Origin of the sequence: Zestomonas carbonaria (assembly GCF_904061905.1) — a bacterium.
Lineage (GTDB): Bacteria > Pseudomonadota > Gammaproteobacteria > Pseudomonadales > Pseudomonadaceae > Aquipseudomonas > Aquipseudomonas carbonaria.
In genome coordinates this window covers 1-19,170 of the sequence record NZ_CAJFCI010000075.1, presented here as the reverse complement: position 1 = coordinate 19,170, position 19,170 = coordinate 1, and the positions used below count along the sequence as shown (strand labels likewise).

The following is a 19,170-nucleotide window of genomic DNA, read 5'->3' as shown; positions in this document are numbered from 1 at the left end:
GCCCCGCGCACCGCAGTACAAGAATTCCATTAGCCAAACCCGTTTCGACGGGTAGATGAAGACTGAACCATGGCCACTATCCACGTAGACGGCAAGAAGTTAGAAGTCGACGGGGCGGACAACCTGCTACAGGCATGTCTCTCGCTCGGCCTCGACATCCCCTACTTCTGCTGGCACCCGGCGCTCGGTAGCGTCGGCGCCTGCCGGCAGTGCGCGGTGAAGCAGTTCACCGACGAAAATGACAAGCGCGGTCGCCTGGTCATGTCCTGCATGACCCCGGCCACCGACAACACCTGGATCTCCATCGACGACGAAGAGGCCAAGCAGTTCCGCGCCAGCGTCGTCGAGTGGCTGATGACCAACCACCCGCACGACTGCCCGGTCTGCGAGGAAGGCGGTCACTGCCACCTGCAGGACATGACGGTGATGACCGGCCACAACGAGCGCCGGTACCGCTTCACCAAGCGCACCCACCAGAACCAGGAACTCGGCCCGTTCATCGCCCACGAGATGAATCGCTGCATCGCCTGCTACCGCTGCGTGCGCTTCTACAAGGACTACGCCGGCGGCACCGATCTCGGCGTCTACGGCGCGCACGACAACGTCTATTTCGGCCGCATCGAGGATGGCGTGCTGGAGAGCGAGTTCTCCGGCAACCTGACCGAGGTCTGCCCGACCGGCGTGTTCACCGACAAGACCCACTCCGAGCGCTACAACCGCAAGTGGGACATGCAGTTCGCGCCGAGCATCTGCCACGGCTGCTCCTCCGGCTGCAACATCAGCCCCGGTGAGCGCTATGGCGAGATCCGCCGCATCGAGAACCGTTACAACGGCTCGGTCAACCACTATTTCCTCTGCGACCGCGGCCGCTTCGGCTACGGCTACGTCAATCGCAAGGACCGTCCGCGCCAGCCGCTGTTCGGTGAGCAGAAGCTGAGCCTCGACGGCGCCCTGGACAAGGCCGCCGAGTTGCTCAAGGGCAAGCGCGTGATCGGCATCGGCTCGCCGCGCGCCAGCCTGGAAGGCAACTACGCCCTGCGCGAACTGGTCGGCGAGGCCAACTACTACTCCGGTATCGCCGCCAGCGAGCTCGACAACCTGCGCCTGGTGCTCCAGGTACTGCAGGACAGCCCGCTGCCGGTCCCGTCGATCCGCGAGATCGAAGACCACGACGCAGTGTTCGTCCTCGGCGAAGACCTGACCCAGACCGCCGCCCGCATCGCCCTGGCGCTGCGCCAGTCGGTCAAGGGCAAGGGCGAGGACATGGCCGCCGCCATGAAGATCCAGCCCTGGCTGGATGCCGCGGTGAAGACCATCGCCCAGCACGAACTGAACCCGCTGTTCATCGCCAGCCTGAGCGCCACCAAGCTCGACGACGTGGCCGCCGAATGCGTGCATGCCGCGCCGGACGACCTGGCCCGCATCGGCTTCGCCGTGGCCCACGCCATCGACCCGAGCGCCCCGGCCGTCGCCGGCCTGGATGCCGAAGCCGCCGAGCTGGCCCAGCGCATCGCCGATGCCCTGCTGGCCGCCAAGCGCCCGCTGGTGATTTCCGGCACCTCGCTGGGCAACAAGGCGCTGATCGAGGCTGCCGCGAACATCGCCAAGGCCCTCAAGGCACGCGAGAAGAACGGCTCCATCAGCCTGGTGGTGCCGGAAGCCAACAGCCTCGGCCTGGCCCTGTTCGGCGGCGAGTCCGTCGATGCCGCGCTGGATGCGCTGACTTCCGGCCAGGCGGATGCCGTTGTGGTACTGGAAAACGACCTGTACCGCCGCGCCGACGCCGCCAAGGTGGACGCCGCCCTGGCCGCCGCCCAGGTGGTGATCGTCGCGGACCACCAGCTGACCCCGACCGTCGAGCGCGCCCACCTGGTGCTGCCGGCTGCCAGCTTCGCCGAAGGCGACGGCACCCTGGTCAGCCAGGAAGGCCGCGCCCAGCGTTTCTTCCAGGTCTACGAGCCGTCCTACTACGACGCCGAGATCCTCGTTCGCGAAGGCTGGCGCTGGCTGCACGCGCTGCACAGCACCCTACAGGGCAAGTCGGTCGACTGGACCCAGCTGGACCACGTCACCGAGGCCTGCGCCGCCAGCAACGACAAGCTGGCCGGCATCCGCAACGCCGCGCCGTCCGCCTCCTTCCGCATCAAGGGCCTGAAGCTCGCCCGCGAGCCTCTGCGCTACAGCGGCCGCACCGCCATGCGCGCCAACATCAGCGTGCACGAGCCGCGCCAGCCGCAGGACCAGGACTCCGCGTTCGCCTTCTCCATGGAAGGCTACTCGGGCAGCAAGGAAGACCGTCAGCAGATCCCCTTCGCCTGGTCTCCAGGCTGGAACTCGCCGCAGGCCTGGAACAAGTTCCAGGACGAAGTCGGCGGCCACCTGCGCGCCGGCGATCCCGGCGTGCGCCTGATCGAAGCGAAAAACGACGGCCTGCAATGGTTCACCGCCATCCCCGCGCCGTTCAACCCGGCCCAGGGAACCTGGCAAGTGGTGCCGTTCCACCACCTGTTCGGCAGCGAGGAAAACAGCTCGCGAGCCGCGCCGGTGCAGGAGCGCATCCCGCAGGCCTACGTGGCGCTCGGCAAGGCCGAAGCCGCCCGCCTGGCGGTCAATGACGGCACCTACGTCAGCCTCACCGTTGCCGGCCAGACCCTGCGTCTGCCCGTGCGCATCGACGAAGAGCTGGCCGCCGGTCTGGTCGCCCTGCCGGCCGGCTTCGCCGGCATCCCGGCAGGCGTCATCGGCCAGTCGGCCAGCGGTCTGCAGGAGGTGGCGCAATGAGCTGGCTGACTCCCGAACTGATCGAAGTCATCATCTCGGTCCTCAAGGCCATCGTCATTCTCCTCGCCGTGGTGGTCTGCGGTGCCCTGCTCAGTTGGGTGGAGCGCCGCCTGCTGGGTCTCTGGCAGGACCGCCACGGTCCGAACCGGGTCGGCCCGTTCGGTGCCTTCCAGCTCGGCGCAGACATGATCAAGATGTTCTTCAAGGAAGACTGGACCCCGCCGTTCGCCGACAAGCCGATCTTCACCCTGGCGCCGGTAGTGGCCATGAGCGCCATGCTGATCGCCTTCGTGGTCATCCCGATCACCCCGACCTGGGGTGTCGCGGACCTGAACATCGGCCTGCTGTTCTTCTTCGCCATGGCCGGTCTGTCGGTGTACGCGGTGATGTTCGCCGGATGGGCGAGCGCCAACAAGTACGCCCTGCTCGGCGCCCTGCGCGCCTCGGCGCAGACGGTGTCCTACGAAGTGTTCATGGGCCTGGCGCTGATGGGCGTGGTTGCACAGGTAGGTTCCTTCAACCTGCGCGACATCGTCGATTACCAGGCGCAGCACTTGTGGTTCATCATTCCCCAGTTCCTCGGCTTCTGTACCTTCTTCATCGCCGGCGTCGCAGTGACCCACCGTCACCCGTTCGACCAGCCGGAGGCGGAACAGGAACTGGCCGACGGCTACCACATCGAGTACGCCGGGATGAAATGGGGCATGTTCTTCGTCGGCGAATACATCGGCATCGTGTTCGTCTCGGCGCTGCTGGTGACCCTGTTCTTCGGTGGCTGGCACGGTCCGTTCGGCATCCTGCCGCAGATCCCGTTCATCTGGTTCGCCCTGAAGACCGCCTTCTTCATCATGCTGTTCATCCTGCTGCGCGCCTCGATCCCGCGCCCGCGGTATGACCAGGTGATGAGCTTCAGCTGGAAGGTCTGCCTGCCGCTGACTCTGATCAACCTGCTGGTGACCGGCGCGCTCGTGCTGGCCGCGGCCCAGTAAGGAGAAACATCATGATCAAAGAAATCCTGAACATCCTGCACGGCACCTATACCCAGTTGCGCAGCCTGGTGATGATCTTCGGTCACGCCTTCCGCAAGCGCGACACCCTGCAATACCCGGAAGAGCCGGTATACCTGCCGCCGCGCTATCGCGGCCGCATCGTGCTGACCCGCGATCCGGACGGCGAGGAGCGCTGCGTGGCCTGCAACCTGTGCGCCGTGGCCTGCCCGGTCGGCTGCATCTCGTTGCAGAAGGCGGAAACCGATGATGGTCGCTGGTATCCGGAGTTCTTCCGCATCAACTTCTCGCGCTGCATCTTCTGCGGCCTCTGCGAGGAGGCCTGCCCAACCACCGCGATCCAGCTCACGCCGGACTTCGAGATGGCCGAGTTCAAACGCCAGGACCTGGTGTACGAGAAGGAAGACCTGCTGATCTCCGGCCCCGGCAAGAACCCGGACTACAACTTCTACCGCGTCGCCGGCATGGCCATCGCCGGCAAGCCGAAAGGCGCCGCGCAGAACGAGGCCGAGCCGATCAACGTGAAGAGCCTGCTGCCTTAAGGACGAAAGATGGAATTCGCTTTCTATTTCTCTGCTGGCATTGCCGTGGTGTCCACGCTGCGGGTGATCACCAACAGCAACCCGGTACATGCCCTGCTCTACCTGATCATCTCCCTGCTGGCGGTGGCCATGTGCTTCTTCAGCCTGGGCGCGCCCTTCGCCGGAGCCCTGGAGATCATCGTCTACGCCGGCGCCATCATGGTGCTGTTCGTGTTCGTGGTGATGATGCTCAACCTCGGGCCAGCCATCGTCGAGCAGGAACGCAAGTGGCTATCACCGGGCATCTGGACCGGCCCCGCGCTGCTGTCGGCGGCGCTGCTGGCCGAGCTGCTCTATGTGCTGTTCGGCCTGTCCGATAGCGGAGCGCCCCTGGGCCTGACCGATGTCGACGCCAAGGCGGTCGGCATCAGCCTGTTCGGTCCCTACCTGCTGGTCGTCGAACTCGCTTCCCTGCTGCTGCTCGCGGCCCTGGTCGCGGCCTTCCACCTCGGACGACACGAGGCCAAGGAACCATGATGAACTCGATCCCCCTGGAGCACGGCCTGGCGGTCGCCGGCGTGCTGTTCTGCCTCGGCCTGGTCGGCCTGATGGTGCGGCGCAACATCCTGTTCGTGCTGATGAGCCTGGAAATCATGATGAACGCCGCCGCGCTGGCCTTCGTGGTCGCCGGTAGCCGCTGGGCGCAGCCCGACGGCCAGGTGATGTTCATCCTGATCATCACCCTGGCAGCCGCGGAGGCCAGCATCGGCCTGGCGATCCTCCTGCAGCTCTACCGCCGCTTCCACACCCTCGATATCGACGCTGCCAGCGAGATGCGCGGATGAACCTACTATTCCTGACCTGCCTCTTCCCGCTGCTCGGCTGGCTCGTCCTGGCCTTCTCCCGCGGGCGTTTCTCGGAAAACACCTCTGCCGTCATCGGCGTCGGCTCGGTCGGCCTGTCCGCCCTGGTCGCCGCCTGGATCATCTGGCAGTTCAACGTCAATCCGCCGGAAGGCGGCGTGTTCACCCAGGTGCTCTGGCAGTGGATGAGCGTGGATGGCTTCGCGCCCAGCTTCACCCTGTACCTGGACGGCCTGTCGCTGACCATGCTCGGTGTGGTCACCGGCGTCGGCTTCCTGATCCACCTGTTCGCATCCTGGTACATGCGCGGTGAAGAGGGTTACTCGCGCTTCTTCGCCTACACCAACCTGTTCATCGCCAGCATGCTGTTCCTGGTGCTCGGCGACAACCTGCTGTTCCTGTACTTCGGCTGGGAAGGCGTGGGGCTGTGCTCCTACCTGCTGATCGGCTTCTACTTCAAGCACGTACCGAACGGCAACGCAGCGCTCAAGGCCTTCATCGTTACCCGTATCGGCGACGTGTTCATGGCCATCGGCCTGTTCATCCTGTTCATGCACCTCGGCACCCTGAACATCCAGGAACTGCTGGTGCTGGCGCCGCAGAAGTACGTGGCCGGCGACACCTGGCTGTGGGTGGCAACCCTGATGCTGCTCGGCGGCGCGGTGGGCAAATCCGCCCAGTTGCCGCTGCAGACCTGGCTGGCCGACGCCATGGCCGGTCCGACCCCGGTCTCCGCGCTGATCCACGCGGCGACCATGGTGACCGCCGGCGTCTACCTGATCGCCCGGACCCACGGACTGTTCCTGCTGACCCCGGAAATCCTCGAACTGGTCGGCATCGTCGGCGCCGCGACCCTGGTGCTGGCCGGCTTCGCCGCCCTGGTGCAGACCGACATCAAGCGCATCCTCGCCTACTCGACCATGAGCCAGATCGGCTACATGTTCCTGGCGCTCGGCGTCGGCGCCTGGAGCGCGGCGATCTTCCACCTGATGACCCACGCCTTCTTCAAGGCCCTGCTGTTCCTCGCCTCCGGCTCGGTGATCAACGCCTGCCACCACGAGCAGAACATCTTCAAGATGGGCGGCCTGTGGAAGAAGCTGCCGCTGGCCTACGCCAGCTTCATCGTCGGCGGCGCCGCCCTGGCCGCCCTGCCGCTGGTCACCGCCGGCTTCTACTCCAAGGACGAGATCCTCTGGGAAGCCTTCGCCAGCGGTCACCAGGCGCTGCTCTACGCAGGTCTTGCCGGGGCCTTCCTGACGTCGATCTACACCTTCCGGCTGATCTTCATCGCCTTCCACGGCGAAGCCAAGACCGAGGCCCACGCCGGCCACGGCCTGGCCCATGGCCTGCCGCTGGTGACGCTGCTGGTGCTCTCCACCTTCGTCGGAGCGCTGATCACCCCGCCGCTGGCCGGCGTGCTGCCGGAAAGCGTCGGCCATGCCGGTGGTGAAGCCAAGCACAGCCTGGAGATCGCCTCGGGCGCCATCGCCATCGCCGGCATCCTGCTCGCCGCCCTGCTGTTCCTCGGCAAGCGCAACCTGGTCGGCGCAATCGCCAGCAGCGCCCCCGGCCGCTTCCTGTCGGCCTGGTGGTTCGCCGCCTGGGGCTTCGACTGGCTCTATGACCGGCTGTTCGTCAAACCCTATCTGCTGATCTGCCGCCTGCTCGGTCGCGACCCGATCGACCGCAGCATCGGTGTGATCCCGCGCCTTGCGCGTGGCGGGCACCATGCCATGAGCCGCACGGAAACCGGCAACCTGCGCTGGTATGCAGCCTCGATTGTCGGCGGCACCGTGCTGCTGCTCGCCACCCTCATGATTTTCTGAATTAAGGAATACAGCCCGTCATGATTCTGCCCTGGCTAATCCTGATTCCATTCATCGGCGGCCTGCTGTGCTGGTACGGTGAGCGCTTCGGCAACACCCTGCCCCGCTGGATCGCCCTGCTGAGCATGGTCCTGCTGTTCGGTCTCGGCCTCTGGTCGTGGGCCGCCGGCGACTTCAGCCTGGCCCCGGCCCCTGGCGCCGCGCCGCAGTGGGCGGCCGAGTTCCAGGTCCAGTGGATCGAGCGCTTCGGCATCAGCATCCACCTCGCCCTCGACGGCCTGTCGGTACTGATGATCAGCCTCACCGGCCTGCTCGGCGTGCTCTCGGTGCTCTGCTCGTGGAACGAGATCCAGAACCGCGTCGGCTTCTTCCACCTCAACCTGATGTGGATCCTCGGCGGCGTGGTCGGCGTGTTCCTCGCCGTAGACCTGTTCCTGTTCTTCTTCTTCTGGGAAATGATGCTGGTGCCGATGTACTTCCTCATCGCGCTCTGGGGTCATAGCGGCAGCGAAGGCAAGACCCGCATCAACGCCGCTACCAAGTTCTTCATCTACACCCAGGCCAGCGGCCTGATCATGCTGGTGGCGATCCTCGGCCTGGTGTTGGTCCACTACGGCCAGACCGGCGTGCTGACCTTCAACTACGCCGACCTGCTGAAGACCGAACTGGCGCCGCGCACCGAGTACCTGCTGATGCTCGGCTTCTTCATCGCCTTCGCGGTGAAGTTCCCGGTGGTGCCGCTGCACTCCTGGCTGCCGGACGCCCACGCCCAGGCGCCGACCGCCGGCTCCGTCGACCTCGCCGGCATCCTGCTGAAGACTGCCGCCTACGGCCTGATGCGCTTCGCCCTGCCGCTGTTCCCCAACGCGTCGGCGGAGTTCGCGCCGATCGCCATGTGGCTGGGCGTGTTCGCCATCGTCTACGGCGCCCTGCTGTCGTTCGCGCAGACCGACATCAAGCGCCTGGTGGCCTACTCCAGCGTCTCGCACATGGGCTTCGTGCTGATCGCCATCTACTCCGGCAGCCAGATCGCCCTGCAAGGCGCGGTGGTGCAGATGGTCGCCCACGGCCTCTCCGCCGCGGCGCTGTTCATCCTCTGCGGCCAGCTCTACGAGCGCATCCACACCCGCGACATGCGCCAGATGGGCGGCCTCTGGGCACGCCTACCCTACCTGCCGGCGCTGAGCCTGTTCTTCGCCGCGGCGGCCCTTGGCCTGCCGGGCACCGGCAACTTCGTCGGCGAGTTCCTGATCCTGGTCGGCAACTTCCCGGTCGCCCCGTGGATCACCGTGCTGGCCGCCACCGGCCTGGTATTCGGTTCGGTCTATGCGCTGATCATGATCCACCGCGCCTACTTCGGCCCGAGCAAGGACGACAGCCTGCTCGCCGGCCTGCAGCCGCGTGAGATGAGCATGATCCTCGGCCTCGCGGTGCTGCTGATCCTCCTCGGCGTCTACCCGCAGCCGGTGCTCGATACCTCCGCCGCCAGCATGCACGGCGTGCAGCAGTGGTTCGGGACCGCCCTCACTCAACTCGCTTCGGCTCGGTAAGTAGCGCTATGGAATTCACGACTCAACACCTCATCGCCCTGCTGCCACTGCTGGTCACCTGCACCACCATCGTGGTGGTGATGCTGGGCATCGCCTGGCGTCGCAGCCATACCCTGACCTTCGTCCTGTCGGTGGCTGGTCTCAACCTCGCCCTGCTGTCCATCATCCCGACCCTCGGAGTCACGCCGCTGGCAGTCACCGAGCTGCTCCAGGTGGACAACTTCGCCTGCTTCTACAGCGCCCTGATCCTGGCCGCCACCCTGGCCTGCGTCACCCTCGCCCACGCCTACCTGGGCGAGCACCAGGACGGCAAGGGCTACCCGGGCAACCGCGAAGAGCTGTACCTGCTGATCCTGCTGGCCGCGGCCGGCGGTATCGTGCTGGTCAGCGCGCAGAACCTCGCCGGCCTGTTCATCGGCCTGGAACTGCTCTCGGTGCCGGTCTACGGCATGGTCGCCTACGCCTTCTTCAACAAGCGCTCGCTGGAAGCCGGCATCAAGTACATGGTGCTGTCGGCCGCTGGCTCGGCCTTCCTGCTGTTCGGCATGGCGCTGCTGTATGCCGACGCCGGTACCCTGAACTTCACCGGCATCGGCGCCAAGCTGGCCGCCACCGGCCTGCCCAGCGCCCTGGCCCAGCTCGGCCTGGGTATGATGCTGGTCGGCCTGGCTTTCAAGCTGTCGCTGGTCCCCTTCCACCTGTGGACCCCGGACGTCTACGAGGGTGCACCGGCCCCGGTCGCCGCCTTCCTCGCCACCGCCAGCAAGGTGGCGGTGTTCGCCGTGCTGCTGCGCCTGTTCCAGATATCCCCGGCGGCCAACGAGGGACTGCTGAACGTCGTGCTGTCGGTGATCGCGGTGGCCTCGATCCTGATCGGCAACCTGCTGGCGCTGGTCCAGAGCAACCTCAAGCGCCTGCTCGGTTACTCCTCCATCGCCCACTTCGGCTACCTGCTGATCGCGGTGATCGCCAGCAAGGGCCTGGCCGTCGAGGCCATCGGTGTCTACCTGGCCACCTACACGCTCACCAGCCTGGGCGCCTTCGGGGTGATCACCCTGATGTCCACGCCCTACAGCGGCCGTGACTGCGACGCCCTGTACGAGTATCGCGGCCTATTCTGGCGCCGCCCGTATCTGACCGCCGTGCTGACCGTGATGATGCTGTCGCTGGCCGGTATCCCGCTGACCGCCGGCTTCATCGGCAAGTTCTACGTGATCGCCGCCGGCGTCGAGTCGCAGCAATGGTGGCTGCTCGCCTCCCTGGTGATCGGCAGCGCCATCGGCGTGTACTACTACCTGCGGGTGATGGTCGCGATGTTCCTGGTCGAACCCAACCTGCATCGCCACGACGCGCCGCTGCACTGGGCCCAGCGTACCGGCGGCATCATGCTGCTGTTCGTTGCGATCCTGGCCTTCGCCCTCGGCGTCTACCCGCAGCCGTTGCTGGACCTGGTCCAGCATGCCGGACTGGCCCTCGCCGGCTGATCCACAAGGCAATGAAAAACCCGGCTGCAATGCCGGGTTTTTTGTGTCTGTTCACCGTAGAAGCGAGCTCTGCCCGCGAACTCCAGCAGCGCAAGCGCTTCGCGAGCAGAGCTCCTACAACACCATCGCAGCCACCCAGCCAAAAGCCAGCAATGGCAGGTTGTAGTGCAGGAAGGTCGGTACCACGGTATCCCAGATGTGGTTGTGCTGGCCGTCGACGTTCAACCCGGCGGTCGGCCCGAGCGTCGAGTCGGAAGCCGGCGAGCCAGCATCGCCCAGCGCCCCGGCAGTGCCCACGATGCTGACGATGGCCAGCGGGCTGAAGCCCAGCTCCACCCCCAGCGGCACGAAGATAGCCGCGATGATCGGCACGGTGGAAAACGACGAACCGATGCCCATGGTCACCAGCAGGCCCACCAATAGCATCAACAGCGCACCGAGCGCCCTGCTGTTGCCGATCCAGGCTGCGGAAGTGTCCACCAGGGTCTTCACCTGACCGGTCGCCTTCATCACCTCGGCGAAGCCGGCCGCCGCAATCATGATGAAGCCGATCATCGCCATCATCTTCATGCCCTCGGTGAACAGGTCGTCGGCCTCGCGCCAACGCACCACTCCCGACAGGGAAAACAGCACGAAGCCGGCCAGCGCGCCGACGATCATCGAGTCCAGCCACAACTGCACGCCGAACGCGGTGACGACTGCCGCCCCGGCCACCAGCAGGGTGCGTGGTCGATAGCTGACGCTGACCTGCTCCACCTGCTCGATCCGCTCGAGATCGTAGTCGCGCTTCCGGCGATAGCTGAGCAACGCCAGCACCAGGCCACAGAGCATGCCGAGCGCCGGAATGGCCATCGCCTCGGTGACGTTCACACCGCTGACGTCCACTCCGCTGCGCACCACGTTGGCCAGCAGGATCTCGTTGAGGAAGATGTTGCCGAAGCCTACCGGCAGGAACATGTAGGGCGTGATCAGGCCGAAGGTGATGACGCAGGCTATCAGCCGGCGATCGATGCGCAGGCGGGCGAACACATACAGCAGCGGCGGGATCAGCAGAGGAATGAAGGCGATGTGGATCGGCAGGATGTTCTGCGACGAGATGGCCACCGCCAGGACCAGCAGGATCAGCAGTGCCTTCAGCATGCCGGAGCCCTGCCCGTTTCCTTTGCCCACCAGAACCAGCGCCTTGTCCGCCAGCGCATGCGCCAGTCCGGACTTGGCGATGGCGACGGCGAAGGCGCCGAGCAGCGCATAGGACAGCGCCACCGTGGCGCCACCGCCCAGGCCGTTGTTGAAGGCCTGCAAGGTATCCTCCAGCCCCAATCCACCCAGCAGACCACCGGCCAGTGCACCGACGATCAAGGCGATCACCACATGCACACGGCACAGGCTGAGCACCAACATGATGCCAATCGCCATCACGACTGCGTTCATTTCCCCACCTCCTGCCCTTCGGAGCGCCGGCCGAGCGGCGCAAAAAACCGCGTACTCTGCCCAACGCCCCGGACCCTGTCAAAGTCCGCCCGACGACCTTCGATGACACGACGCCTGGCTACGACCTCGTGTCATCGACCTACAGCCAAGCATGCTTCTTGCCTTCGTTCGTCACTGAGTGTCGGCAACCCGATCGGCCACGGAGCAAGACGTGGTCAAGAAAGACCGGAGCGTGCCGATAGAGGCTTGTAGTTGTCGAACTGAAGGTGTTCCTGATGCTTTCCAACCGTCTCTCCATCCAGTGGAAAATCAGCCTGTTGGCCGGACTCTGCCTGCTGGCCATCGTCACCCTGCTGGTAGCCGCATCGCTCTACCAGTCCAAACGCAGCGCCGAACTGGTCAAGGCTTCGAGCTCGCAGATGCTCGAGGAGGCCGCCCGGCAACGCATGCAAGCCCGTGGAGAAACCCAGGCCCTGCGCATCCAGCGCTATTTCATGGACGCCTATCAGTACGGCAAGGGCTTTTCCCGTCAGGTGCTGTTCCTCCGCGAGCAGGCGGAAAAGCGCTTCCTCGATGCCTATGACCTGCGCGAAGACCTGACCCGCCAGGTGCGCACCGCCCTGGAAGCCAACCCGTCGCTGCTCGGCCTCTACGTCGTATTCGAACCCAACGCCCTGGACGGCAAGGACGAACTGTTCGCCGACCAGGGCGAACTGGGCAGCAACGACAAAGGCCGTTTCGCGCTGTACTGGTCGCAAGGCATCCCTGGGCAACTGGAGAGCGAAGCCATGCCCGAGGAGATGCTCAACGACACCAGCACCGGGACCAACGGCATGGCCTACAACAGTTGGTACACCTGCCCGCGGGACAGCGGCACGACATGCCTGATCGATCCTTACCTCGACGACGTCAACGGTCAGTCCATCCTGATGACCAGCATCGCCTTCCCGCTGGAGAAGGATGGCAAGGTCATCGGCGTGATGGGGGTCGATATCAGCCTGGCCAGCCTCCAGCAGATCAGCCTGAAGGCCAACCAGGAGCTCTACCAGGGCCAGGGACACGTCAGCATCCTCAGCCCGGCAGGCTTCCTCGCCGGCCACAGCCGCGACGCCACCTTGCTCGGCAAGGCGGCCGGCAGCGCCTTCGCCGGACAGGACGGCGAACTGATCCGCCTGACCAGCCAGGGACACGCCCGGGTATTCGGCGACGACCAAATGTTGCGCGTGCTCGAACCGCTGCAGCCGATCCCCGAGGCCAAGCCGTGGAGCGTCTTGCTCGAAGTCCCCCAGCAGTTGTTGCACGAGCCGGCGCAGCGACTGGAGGACCAGTTGGACGAACGTCGACTCTCCGACAGCCTGGTCTCCCTGGGGCTTGGCCTGATCGCGGTGCTGGGCGGCCTGCTGCTGATGTGGCTGACCGCCCGTGGGGTGACCCGGCCGATCCTCAACGTGGCCGCAATGCTGCGCAACATCGCCAGCGGAGAAGGCGACCTGACCCGCCGCCTCGACTACGCGCGGCAAGATGAACTGGGCGAGTTGGCCGGCTGGTTCAACCGCTTCCTCGACAAGCTCCAGCCGATCATCGCCGACGTCAAACGCAGCGTGCAGGACGCCCGTGGCACCGCCGACCAGTCCGCCATCATCGCCAGCCAGACCAGCTCCGGCATGCAGCAGCAGTTCCGCGAAGTCGAGCAGGTGGCCACCGCCTCCAACGAAATGAGCGCCACCGCACAGGACGTCGCACGCAGCGCCGCCCAGGCCGCAGAAGCCGCTCGCGGTGCCGACCAGGCCACCCGCGAAGGGCTCGGCGTGATCGACCAGACCACCACCGCCATCGACAACCTGGCCCGCGACATGACCAGCGCCATGAGCCAGGTCGAGGGCCTGGCCGCCAGCAGCGAGCAGATCGGCTCGGTGCTCGAGGTGATCCGTGGTATCGCCGAACAGACCAACCTGCTGGCCCTCAACGCGGCCATCGAAGCAGCCCGGGCCGGCGAGGCCGGGCGCGGTTTCGCGGTGGTTGCGGACGAGGTGCGCAATCTGGCCAGGCGCACCCAGGATTCGGTGGAAGAGATCCGCCAGGTGATCGAGGGCCTGCAGAACGGCACCCGCGAGGTGGTCGGCTCGATGAACAACAGCCACCAGCAGGCGCAGAGCAGCGTGGCCCAGGTCGAGCAGGCGGTAGCGGCGCTGCGGCGTATCGGCGAAGCGGTGTCGGTGATCACCGACATGAACCTGCAGATCGCCAGCGCCGCCGAAGAACAGAGCGCGGTGGCCGAGGAGATCAACCGCAACGTCGCCACCATCCGCGACGTCACCGAATCGCTGTCCGGACAGGCCGACGAGTCGGCGCGGGTCAGCCAGTCGCTGAACAGCCTGGCCAACCACCAGCAGGGCCTGATGGATCAATTCCGCGTATAGTGGCAGCCTTCGCGGCCGGGCATTTCCCGCCCGGCCGCCAGCCGGCTCCGCCGGCCCTTCCCAACAGCGCTGGCGTCATTCGACCACCGGCCTGACGCACCACGAATTGTCGACTTTCTTGCGCAGCTATAGCCTGCGCGTCTCTGTATGAAGGGAACCTCGAGCATGCTGAATTTCGCCATCGTCGCCGGCTCCAGCCGCGCCAACAGCCAATCGTCCAAGATCGCCCGCTACCTGCGCCAACGCCTGATCGAACAGGGCCATACCCGGGAAGACCTCAGCCAGGTCATCGATCTCGGACAGAACCCGCTGCCCCTCTGGCCCGCCGAGCACGGCGGTCCCTGGAGCCAGTTCGCCGAAGTGCTGCAAACCGCCGATGCGGTGATCGTCATCGCCCCGGAATGGCACGGTATGGCCTGCCCGGCGATCAAGAACTTCTTCCTCTATGCGAGCAAGACCGAGCTGGCGCACAAGCCGGGCCTGCTGGTCGGCGTGTCCTCTGGCGTCGGCGGCGCCTACCCGATCAGCGAACTGCGCGCCTCCGGCTACAAGAACTGCCGCCTGTGCTACATCCCCGAGCACCTGATCGTCCGTCATGCGGAAAAGGTGCTGAACGAGGTCGAGGCCGCCAGCGAAGACGACGCCCGTCTGCGCGCGCGCATCGACTACGACCTGGATATCCTGGCCAAGTACGCCCAGGCCCTGAAACCGGTGCGTGCGTCCATCGACATGAGCAACCCGGCGTTCGCCAACGGCATGTAGGTGTCACTGGACTCCCGCATTCACGGGAGTGACGGGAAGCCCGGTATTTTTCCTGTCACCCCCGCGTTCGCGGGGGCCCAGAAACACCCAGCGGCAACTCGACACTCACCCGCAAGCCGTCCCACGGGCTGTCCTGCAACTGCAGGCGGCCCTGCCAGCTTTCCACGATATCGCGCACGATCCCCAGCCCCAGGCCATGCCCGGCGACCTGCTCATCCAGGCGCGCGCCCCGGCTGAGAATATCCTCGCGCTGCTCAGCACCGACGCCTGGCCCATCGTCGTCGACCAGTAGCAGGACCTCTGATTCGCCTGCTTCGATGCTCAAACGGACCTTGTGGCGCGCCCACTTGCAGGCGTTGTCCAGCAGGTTTCCGAGCAGTTCCAGCAAATCCTCGCGATCCCATGGCAGGCGCAGTCCCGGTGTTGCCTGCCAGTCCAGTTCGAGACCACGACCGTGGATCATCGCCAGGGTGGAGAACAGCCCGGGAAGTTCCTCGTCGCAATTGAAATGCGCCCCGGGCAATGCCTCGCCGGCCAGGCGGGCGCGTCCCAACTCCCGGCCCAGGCGCTGCTCGATCGAGACGAGTTGCTGCTGCAGGCTCTCGCGCAACTCGGGGTGATCCTTCAGTTCGTCGCGATCGGCCAGGCTAACCAGGACCGCCAGGGGTGTCTTCAAGGCATGGCCGAGATTGCCCAGGGCATTGCGTGAGCGCTTCAGCGTTTCCTCGGTATGGGCCAGCAGATGGTTGATCTGGCGGACCAGGGGCTCCAGCTCCACTGGAACCTCGGTGTCCAGGACCGAGCGCTGCCCCTGTTGCAACTGCTCGATCTGCTGGCGCGTCCGCTCCAGCGGCTGGAGCGCCCGGCGCACGATCAGGCGTTGCAGGAACAGGATCAGCAACAGCGCACTCCCCCCGACTCCCAGGACGATCCAGCGGAATTGGCGGATATTGCGCAGCACCGGGCTGTAGTCCCTGGCGACGCTGATCTTCATCTGCTCGCCAAACCTTCGGAAATCGGCACGGTAGACCAGCAGCAACTGGCCATGGGGCCCGTCGGCCAGGGTCTCCTGCAAACCGACGGTGGGCGGCGTCAGCAACTCGCGATCCCAGAGCGAGCGCGAGCGCCAACTCTGTGCGTCGAAATCGACCCGGAAATAGTGGCCGGAAAACGGGCGCTGGTAGCTGGCGACCAGCCGCTGGTCATCCAGTTGGATACCCTGCGGCCCGCGCACCATGGCCGCCAGCAGGCTTTCGGCCTCATAGCGCAAGGAGTCTTCCAGGTAGCGGCGCAGGCCGATGTCCGCCAGCCACAGGCTGGTCTGCGCCAGGGCCAGGCCCACCACCACGAGCACGCCGACGAGCCCCAGGCTCAGGCGACGCTGGATCGACCTCACCCAGCTACCCCATCGAAACGATACCCCTGTCCACGGCGCGTCTCGATCACCTCGCGCCCCAACTTGCGGCGCAGGTGGTTGACATGCACTTCGATGACATTGGAGTCGCGCTCGCTTTCGCCATCGTAGAGATGTTCGGCCAAGTGCGACTTGGAGAGGATCTGCCCCGGGTGCAGCATGAAATAGCGCAGCAGGCGAAACTCCGCCGCGGTGAGGTCAATCTCGTTTCCGTTGAGGCTGACGCATTGGCGGCTTTCGTCGAGCTGCAGGCCGGACGCTTCGAGGCGGGGCTGGTTGGCCACCCCGTGGGAGCGACGCAGCAGCGCCTGGATACGCAACTGCAGCTCCTCGGGATGGAAAGGCTTGGTCAGGTAATCGTCGGCGCCGGCCTTCAATCCATCGATACGCTCCGCCCAGGAGCCACGCGCGGTGAGGATCAGCACCGGCGTGGAGAGGCCGCCGCCACGCCATTCGCGCAGCACTTCGAGCCCTGGTTTTCCGGGCAGGCCGAGATCGAGAATGATCAGGTCATAAGGCTCGGTCGCGCCCTGGTAGGCAGCATCACGGCCATCGGCCAGCCAGTCCACCGCATAGCCCTGACGCCCCAGGCCGGCCAGCAATTCGTCGGCCAGGGGTACGTGGTCCTCCACCAGCAGCAAACGCATCTAGTCTTCCTCATCCTTCAGGATGCGCCCGTCGCGGGCATCCAACTCCAGCTCACGAACAACGCCAGAGGTCGTGAGCAGCTCCACCTCATAAACATAGATGCCATCTTCCTCTTCCAGCTCGACTTCCAGGAGGCGTGCTCCGGGGTAGCGGGCCATGGCAGCGGAAAGCAGTTGGTCGAAGGACTGGATGATACCCGCCTCACGCAGCTTGAGCGCTTCGTCCTGGTCCAGGTCACGGGCCTCGACGGAGAAGCTCAGCACCAGGAGCACGCATATCAGGGCCAAAATGCCGCTGTAGCGGGCAATCAGTTTCATCAGTCGTCCTGATGGTCCTTCAGGACCTGGCCATTGGTGGCATCCAGCTCAAGATCCCAATGCACGCCTTGAGGATCACGCAACTCCACCTGGTAGATGTAGCGGCCGTACTCCTGCTCCAGCTCGCTTTCGGTCACGGTCGCGCCCGGATGCCTGGCGATCGCCGCCGCATTGAGTTTTTCAAAGGATTGGATGGTACCCGCATCGCGCAGGCGCAAGGCTTCGTCCGGCCCCAGATCGTGCGCTTGCACGTTGGCGGCAATGGTGATGGCGGCCACGGCGAACAGGGTGCTCAATTTTTTCATGGGGGTAATCTCCTGCAGAACCTGTCTGTTGTCTACGGGAGCTACCTTAGCTTTCAGGACTTAATTCAAGCTGAATCGCCCACAAGTACCTCTATAATCGCAACCTCGTCTCACGGAGGTCGGCATGAGCGCCATTCACATCAAGTCCCCCGCCCTCACCCTCAAGGCTGGTCCTCGCGCCCTGCGACGCATCCGGGAACAGGGCCTGAATCCCGGCGATGTCGGCATCCTGCCCGGCGCCGCCGGCGGCCCCAAGGCCTTGGGCATCCAGGGGCTGGACCTGGCCCTGTTCGGCGACTGGCTGCCACGAGCGCCACGCGAGCGCTCGTTGATCGGCGCCTCCATCGGTTCCTGGCGCTTCGCCAGCGCATGCCTGCCGGATGCTGCAGCCGGCATCCGACTCCTCGGCGAACTCTATACCCAGCAACGCTTCGGCAAACGAGCCAGCATCTCCGAGGTTTCACGTAGCTGCAGCCGTATGCTGGACGACCTGCTCGCCGGCCAGGACGCCAGGATCCTGGCCAATCCGCACTACCGCCTGAACATCGTCGTGGTCAAGAGCCATGGCCTGCTGGCCGATGATCGCCGCGACCGCCTTGGTCTCGGACTTTCCTCGGTGATCGCCGACAACCTGATCGGACGCCCCCGGTTGTCCAGGCACTTCGAGCGGGTGATCCTGCACGATGCCCGCCGGAACCCACCGCTGGGCGAACTCAACGACTTCCCGTCCCGCTGCCTGCCGCTCGACACCGGCAACCTGCGCCATGCCCTGCTCGCCTCCGGCTCCATTCCAATGGTGATGGAGGGCGTTCGCGACATCCCGGGAGCAGGTGCAGGCACCTATCGGGACGGTGGGCTGCTCGACTATCACCTCGATCTCCCCTACAGCGGCAGCGACGTGGTGCTTTACCCACACTTCACCGACAAGGTCATCCCCGGCTGGTTCGACAAGGGCATTCCCTGGCGCCGTGGCGACAGCGGGCGCTTGCAGGATGTGGTGCTGATCGCTCCGTCGCGCGAATACCTGGCGAAGCTGCCACACGGCAAGCTGCCGGACCGCAAGGACTTCAAACGCTACCTGGGCGACGACGCGGGGCGGGAGCGCTATTGGCGCAAGGCCATGGATGAAAGCCGCAGGCTTGGTGACGAATTCCTCGAACTGGTCGAAAGCGGCAGCCTGGGCCAGCGCCTCCAGGCTCTCTGAATGCAAGTCTGGTAGACTGCGGGTTTCTTCCAGGCCGTCTTGCGGCCCCTAGACGAACGAGCGCAACACCGTGGAACTGTTCAAAGAATTCACCTTCGAAGCGGCACACCGCCTCCCCCATGTCCCTGCCGGACACAAGTGCGGCCGCCTGCATGGGCATTCCTTTCGCGCCGCTATCTATATCGAGGGTGAAGTCAATCCCCATACCGGCTGGATACGCGACTTCGCGGAGATCAAGGCAATCTTCAAGCCGCTGTACGAACAGCTCGATCACAACTACCTGAACGACATTCCCGGCCTGGAAAACCCGACCAGCGAAGTGCTCGCCAAGTGGATCTGGCAACAGCTCAAACCCCTGCTCCCCGAGCTTTCCCGAGTACGCATCCACGAAACCTGCACCAGTGGCTGCGAATACAAAGGCGACTGAGCCCTCCAATCAAGCCAACAAAAAGGCCACCGTTTCAGGTGGCCTTTTTGTTGGTAAGGCCTCGCCTTTGCCGCTTTCCAGCACGCAAGAGGACGGATCCCGGTTTTCCATCGCGCAAAGAGAAACCCCCGACCTGTTGCCAGGACGGGGGTTTCGGCATAGGAGCTTGACGATGACCTACTCTCACATGGGGAGACCCCACACTACCAT

17 protein-coding genes are annotated in these 19,170 nt (G+C 65.2%); 12 read left to right on the top strand and 5 right to left on the bottom strand.

Features of this window, described 5'->3' with window-relative positions; genetic code table 11:
- Nucleotides 1–69: 69 nt before the first annotated feature.
- From nuoG to nuoN, 8 genes are read left to right on the top strand one after another with little or no spacing between them, the layout of a single operon-like run.
- Entirely contained in the window at nt 70–2,781 is a 2,712-nt protein-coding gene (gene nuoG / locus PSEWESI4_RS18665) for an NADH-quinone oxidoreductase subunit NuoG (RefSeq protein WP_187672733.1), read from the top strand.
- On the top strand, nt 2,778–3,770 hold the full coding sequence (nuoH, locus tag PSEWESI4_RS18660) for an NADH-quinone oxidoreductase subunit NuoH (protein ID WP_187672732.1): 993 nt from the start codon (nt 2,778–2,780) through the stop codon (nt 3,768–3,770). The genes nuoG and nuoH overlap by 4 nt, the downstream gene beginning before the upstream one ends.
- An 11-nt stretch (nt 3,771–3,781) precedes the next feature.
- Entirely contained in the window at nt 3,782–4,330 is a 549-nt protein-coding gene (nuoI, locus tag PSEWESI4_RS18655) for an NADH-quinone oxidoreductase subunit NuoI (protein ID WP_187672731.1), read from the top strand.
- A 9-nt stretch (nt 4,331–4,339) separates the two neighbouring features.
- Nucleotides 4,340–4,846, top strand: coding sequence for an NADH-quinone oxidoreductase subunit J (gene nuoJ / locus PSEWESI4_RS18650; protein WP_187672730.1), 507 nt, complete (start codon nt 4,340–4,342; stop codon nt 4,844–4,846).
- The gene (gene nuoK / locus PSEWESI4_RS18645) at nt 4,846–5,154 is read left to right on the top strand and encodes an NADH-quinone oxidoreductase subunit NuoK (RefSeq protein WP_187672729.1); all 309 of its coding nucleotides are present in this window, start codon (nt 4,846–4,848) and stop codon (nt 5,152–5,154) included. The genes nuoJ and nuoK overlap by 1 nt, the downstream gene beginning before the upstream one ends.
- On the top strand, nt 5,151–6,998 hold the full coding sequence (nuoL, locus tag PSEWESI4_RS18640) for an NADH-quinone oxidoreductase subunit L (protein ID WP_187672728.1): 1,848 nt from the start codon (nt 5,151–5,153) through the stop codon (nt 6,996–6,998). Before nuoK ends, nuoL begins: the two co-directional genes overlap by 4 nt.
- Before the next feature lie 20 nt (nt 6,999–7,018).
- A complete protein-coding gene (gene nuoM, locus PSEWESI4_RS18635; protein ID WP_187672727.1) occupies nt 7,019–8,548 on the top strand; it encodes an NADH-quinone oxidoreductase subunit M in 1,530 nt (509 codons plus the stop codon).
- Nucleotides 8,549–8,556: 8 nt separating this feature from the next.
- Nucleotides 8,557–10,032: an NADH-quinone oxidoreductase subunit NuoN gene (gene nuoN, locus PSEWESI4_RS18630; RefSeq protein ID WP_187672726.1), complete on the top strand. Its 1,476-nt coding sequence runs from the start codon at nt 8,557–8,559 to the stop codon at nt 10,030–10,032.
- A 114-nt stretch (nt 10,033–10,146) separates the two neighbouring features.
- Here the strand turns inward: nuoN and PSEWESI4_RS18625 are convergent, their stop codons facing one another.
- Nucleotides 10,147–11,463 carry a Na+/H+ antiporter family protein gene (locus PSEWESI4_RS18625; protein ID WP_187672725.1) on the bottom strand — a complete coding sequence of 439 codons (1,317 nt, stop codon included), beginning with the start codon at nt 11,461–11,463 and terminating at the stop codon, nt 10,147–10,149.
- A 275-nt stretch (nt 11,464–11,738) separates the two neighbouring features.
- Between PSEWESI4_RS18625 and PSEWESI4_RS25585 the strand changes: the two genes are divergently transcribed.
- Nucleotides 11,739–13,883 (top strand): methyl-accepting chemotaxis protein, encoded by a 2,145-nt coding sequence (locus tag PSEWESI4_RS25585; protein WP_187672724.1) that lies wholly within the window; start codon nt 11,739–11,741, stop codon nt 13,881–13,883.
- A 165-nt stretch (nt 13,884–14,048) separates the two neighbouring features.
- Entirely contained in the window at nt 14,049–14,645 is a 597-nt protein-coding gene (locus PSEWESI4_RS18615) for an NADPH-dependent FMN reductase (RefSeq protein ID WP_187672723.1), read from the top strand.
- A 55-nt stretch (nt 14,646–14,700) separates the two neighbouring features.
- Here the strand turns inward: PSEWESI4_RS18615 and PSEWESI4_RS18610 are convergent, their stop codons facing one another.
- From PSEWESI4_RS18610 to PSEWESI4_RS18595, 4 genes are read right to left on the bottom strand one after another with little or no spacing between them, the layout of a single operon-like run.
- Nucleotides 14,701–16,041 carry a sensor histidine kinase gene (locus PSEWESI4_RS18610; protein WP_187672722.1) on the bottom strand — a complete coding sequence of 447 codons (1,341 nt, stop codon included), beginning with the start codon at nt 16,039–16,041 and terminating at the stop codon, nt 14,701–14,703.
- Nucleotides 16,038–16,706, bottom strand: a complete 669-nt coding sequence (locus PSEWESI4_RS18605; RefSeq protein ID WP_187672721.1) for a response regulator transcription factor — start codon at nt 16,704–16,706, stop codon at nt 16,038–16,040. The genes PSEWESI4_RS18610 and PSEWESI4_RS18605 overlap by 4 nt, the downstream gene beginning before the upstream one ends.
- Nucleotides 16,707–17,024 carry a PepSY domain-containing protein gene (locus PSEWESI4_RS18600; RefSeq protein WP_187672720.1) on the bottom strand — a complete coding sequence of 106 codons (318 nt, stop codon included), beginning with the start codon at nt 17,022–17,024 and terminating at the stop codon, nt 16,707–16,709.
- Entirely contained in the window at nt 17,024–17,329 is a 306-nt protein-coding gene (locus tag PSEWESI4_RS18595; RefSeq protein WP_187672719.1) for a PepSY domain-containing protein, read from the bottom strand. The genes PSEWESI4_RS18600 and PSEWESI4_RS18595 overlap by 1 nt, the downstream gene beginning before the upstream one ends.
- A gap of 124 nt (nt 17,330–17,453) precedes the next feature.
- Between PSEWESI4_RS18595 and PSEWESI4_RS18590 the strand changes: the two genes are divergently transcribed.
- Together PSEWESI4_RS18590 and queD are read left to right on the top strand one after the other, a co-directional pair.
- Nucleotides 17,454–18,533, top strand: a complete 1,080-nt coding sequence (locus PSEWESI4_RS18590; protein WP_187672718.1) for a patatin-like phospholipase family protein — start codon at nt 17,454–17,456, stop codon at nt 18,531–18,533.
- A gap of 70 nt (nt 18,534–18,603) precedes the next feature.
- Entirely contained in the window at nt 18,604–18,960 is a 357-nt protein-coding gene (queD, locus tag PSEWESI4_RS18585; protein ID WP_187672717.1) for a 6-carboxytetrahydropterin synthase QueD, read from the top strand.
- Nucleotides 18,961–19,170 lie beyond the last annotated feature (210 nt).

Excerpts from the sequence above, each read along its gene's own strand:
- PSEWESI4_RS25585 (WP_187672724.1), top strand. The coding sequence starts at position 11,739 with ATGCTTTCCAACCGTCTCTCCATCCAGTGGAAAATCAGCCTGTTGGCC.
- nuoL (WP_187672728.1), top strand. The coding sequence starts at position 5,151 with ATGAACCTACTATTCCTGACCTGCCTCTTCCCGCTGCTCGGCTGGCTC.
- nuoI (WP_187672731.1), top strand. The coding sequence starts at position 3,782 with ATGATCAAAGAAATCCTGAACATCCTGCACGGCACCTATACCCAGTTG.
- PSEWESI4_RS18590 (WP_187672718.1), top strand. The coding sequence starts at position 17,454 with ATGAGCGCCATTCACATCAAGTCCCCCGCCCTCACCCTCAAGGCTGGT.
- PSEWESI4_RS18615 (WP_187672723.1), top strand. The coding sequence starts at position 14,049 with ATGCTGAATTTCGCCATCGTCGCCGGCTCCAGCCGCGCCAACAGCCAA.
- PSEWESI4_RS18625 (WP_187672725.1), bottom strand. The coding sequence starts at position 11,463 with ATGAACGCAGTCGTGATGGCGATTGGCATCATGTTGGTGCTCAGCCTG.
- PSEWESI4_RS18600 (WP_187672720.1), bottom strand. The coding sequence starts at position 17,024 with ATGAAACTGATTGCCCGCTACAGCGGCATTTTGGCCCTGATATGCGTG.
- PSEWESI4_RS18605 (WP_187672721.1), bottom strand. The coding sequence starts at position 16,706 with ATGCGTTTGCTGCTGGTGGAGGACCACGTACCCCTGGCCGACGAATTG.
- nuoH (WP_187672732.1), top strand. The coding sequence starts at position 2,778 with ATGAGCTGGCTGACTCCCGAACTGATCGAAGTCATCATCTCGGTCCTC.
- nuoG (WP_187672733.1), top strand. The coding sequence starts at position 70 with ATGGCCACTATCCACGTAGACGGCAAGAAGTTAGAAGTCGACGGGGCG.
- nuoK (WP_187672729.1), top strand. The coding sequence starts at position 4,846 with ATGAACTCGATCCCCCTGGAGCACGGCCTGGCGGTCGCCGGCGTGCTG.
- nuoJ (WP_187672730.1), top strand. The coding sequence starts at position 4,340 with ATGGAATTCGCTTTCTATTTCTCTGCTGGCATTGCCGTGGTGTCCACG.
- nuoM (WP_187672727.1), top strand. The coding sequence starts at position 7,019 with ATGATTCTGCCCTGGCTAATCCTGATTCCATTCATCGGCGGCCTGCTG.
- nuoN (WP_187672726.1), top strand. The coding sequence starts at position 8,557 with ATGGAATTCACGACTCAACACCTCATCGCCCTGCTGCCACTGCTGGTC.
- PSEWESI4_RS18595 (WP_187672719.1), bottom strand. The coding sequence starts at position 17,329 with ATGAAAAAATTGAGCACCCTGTTCGCCGTGGCCGCCATCACCATTGCC.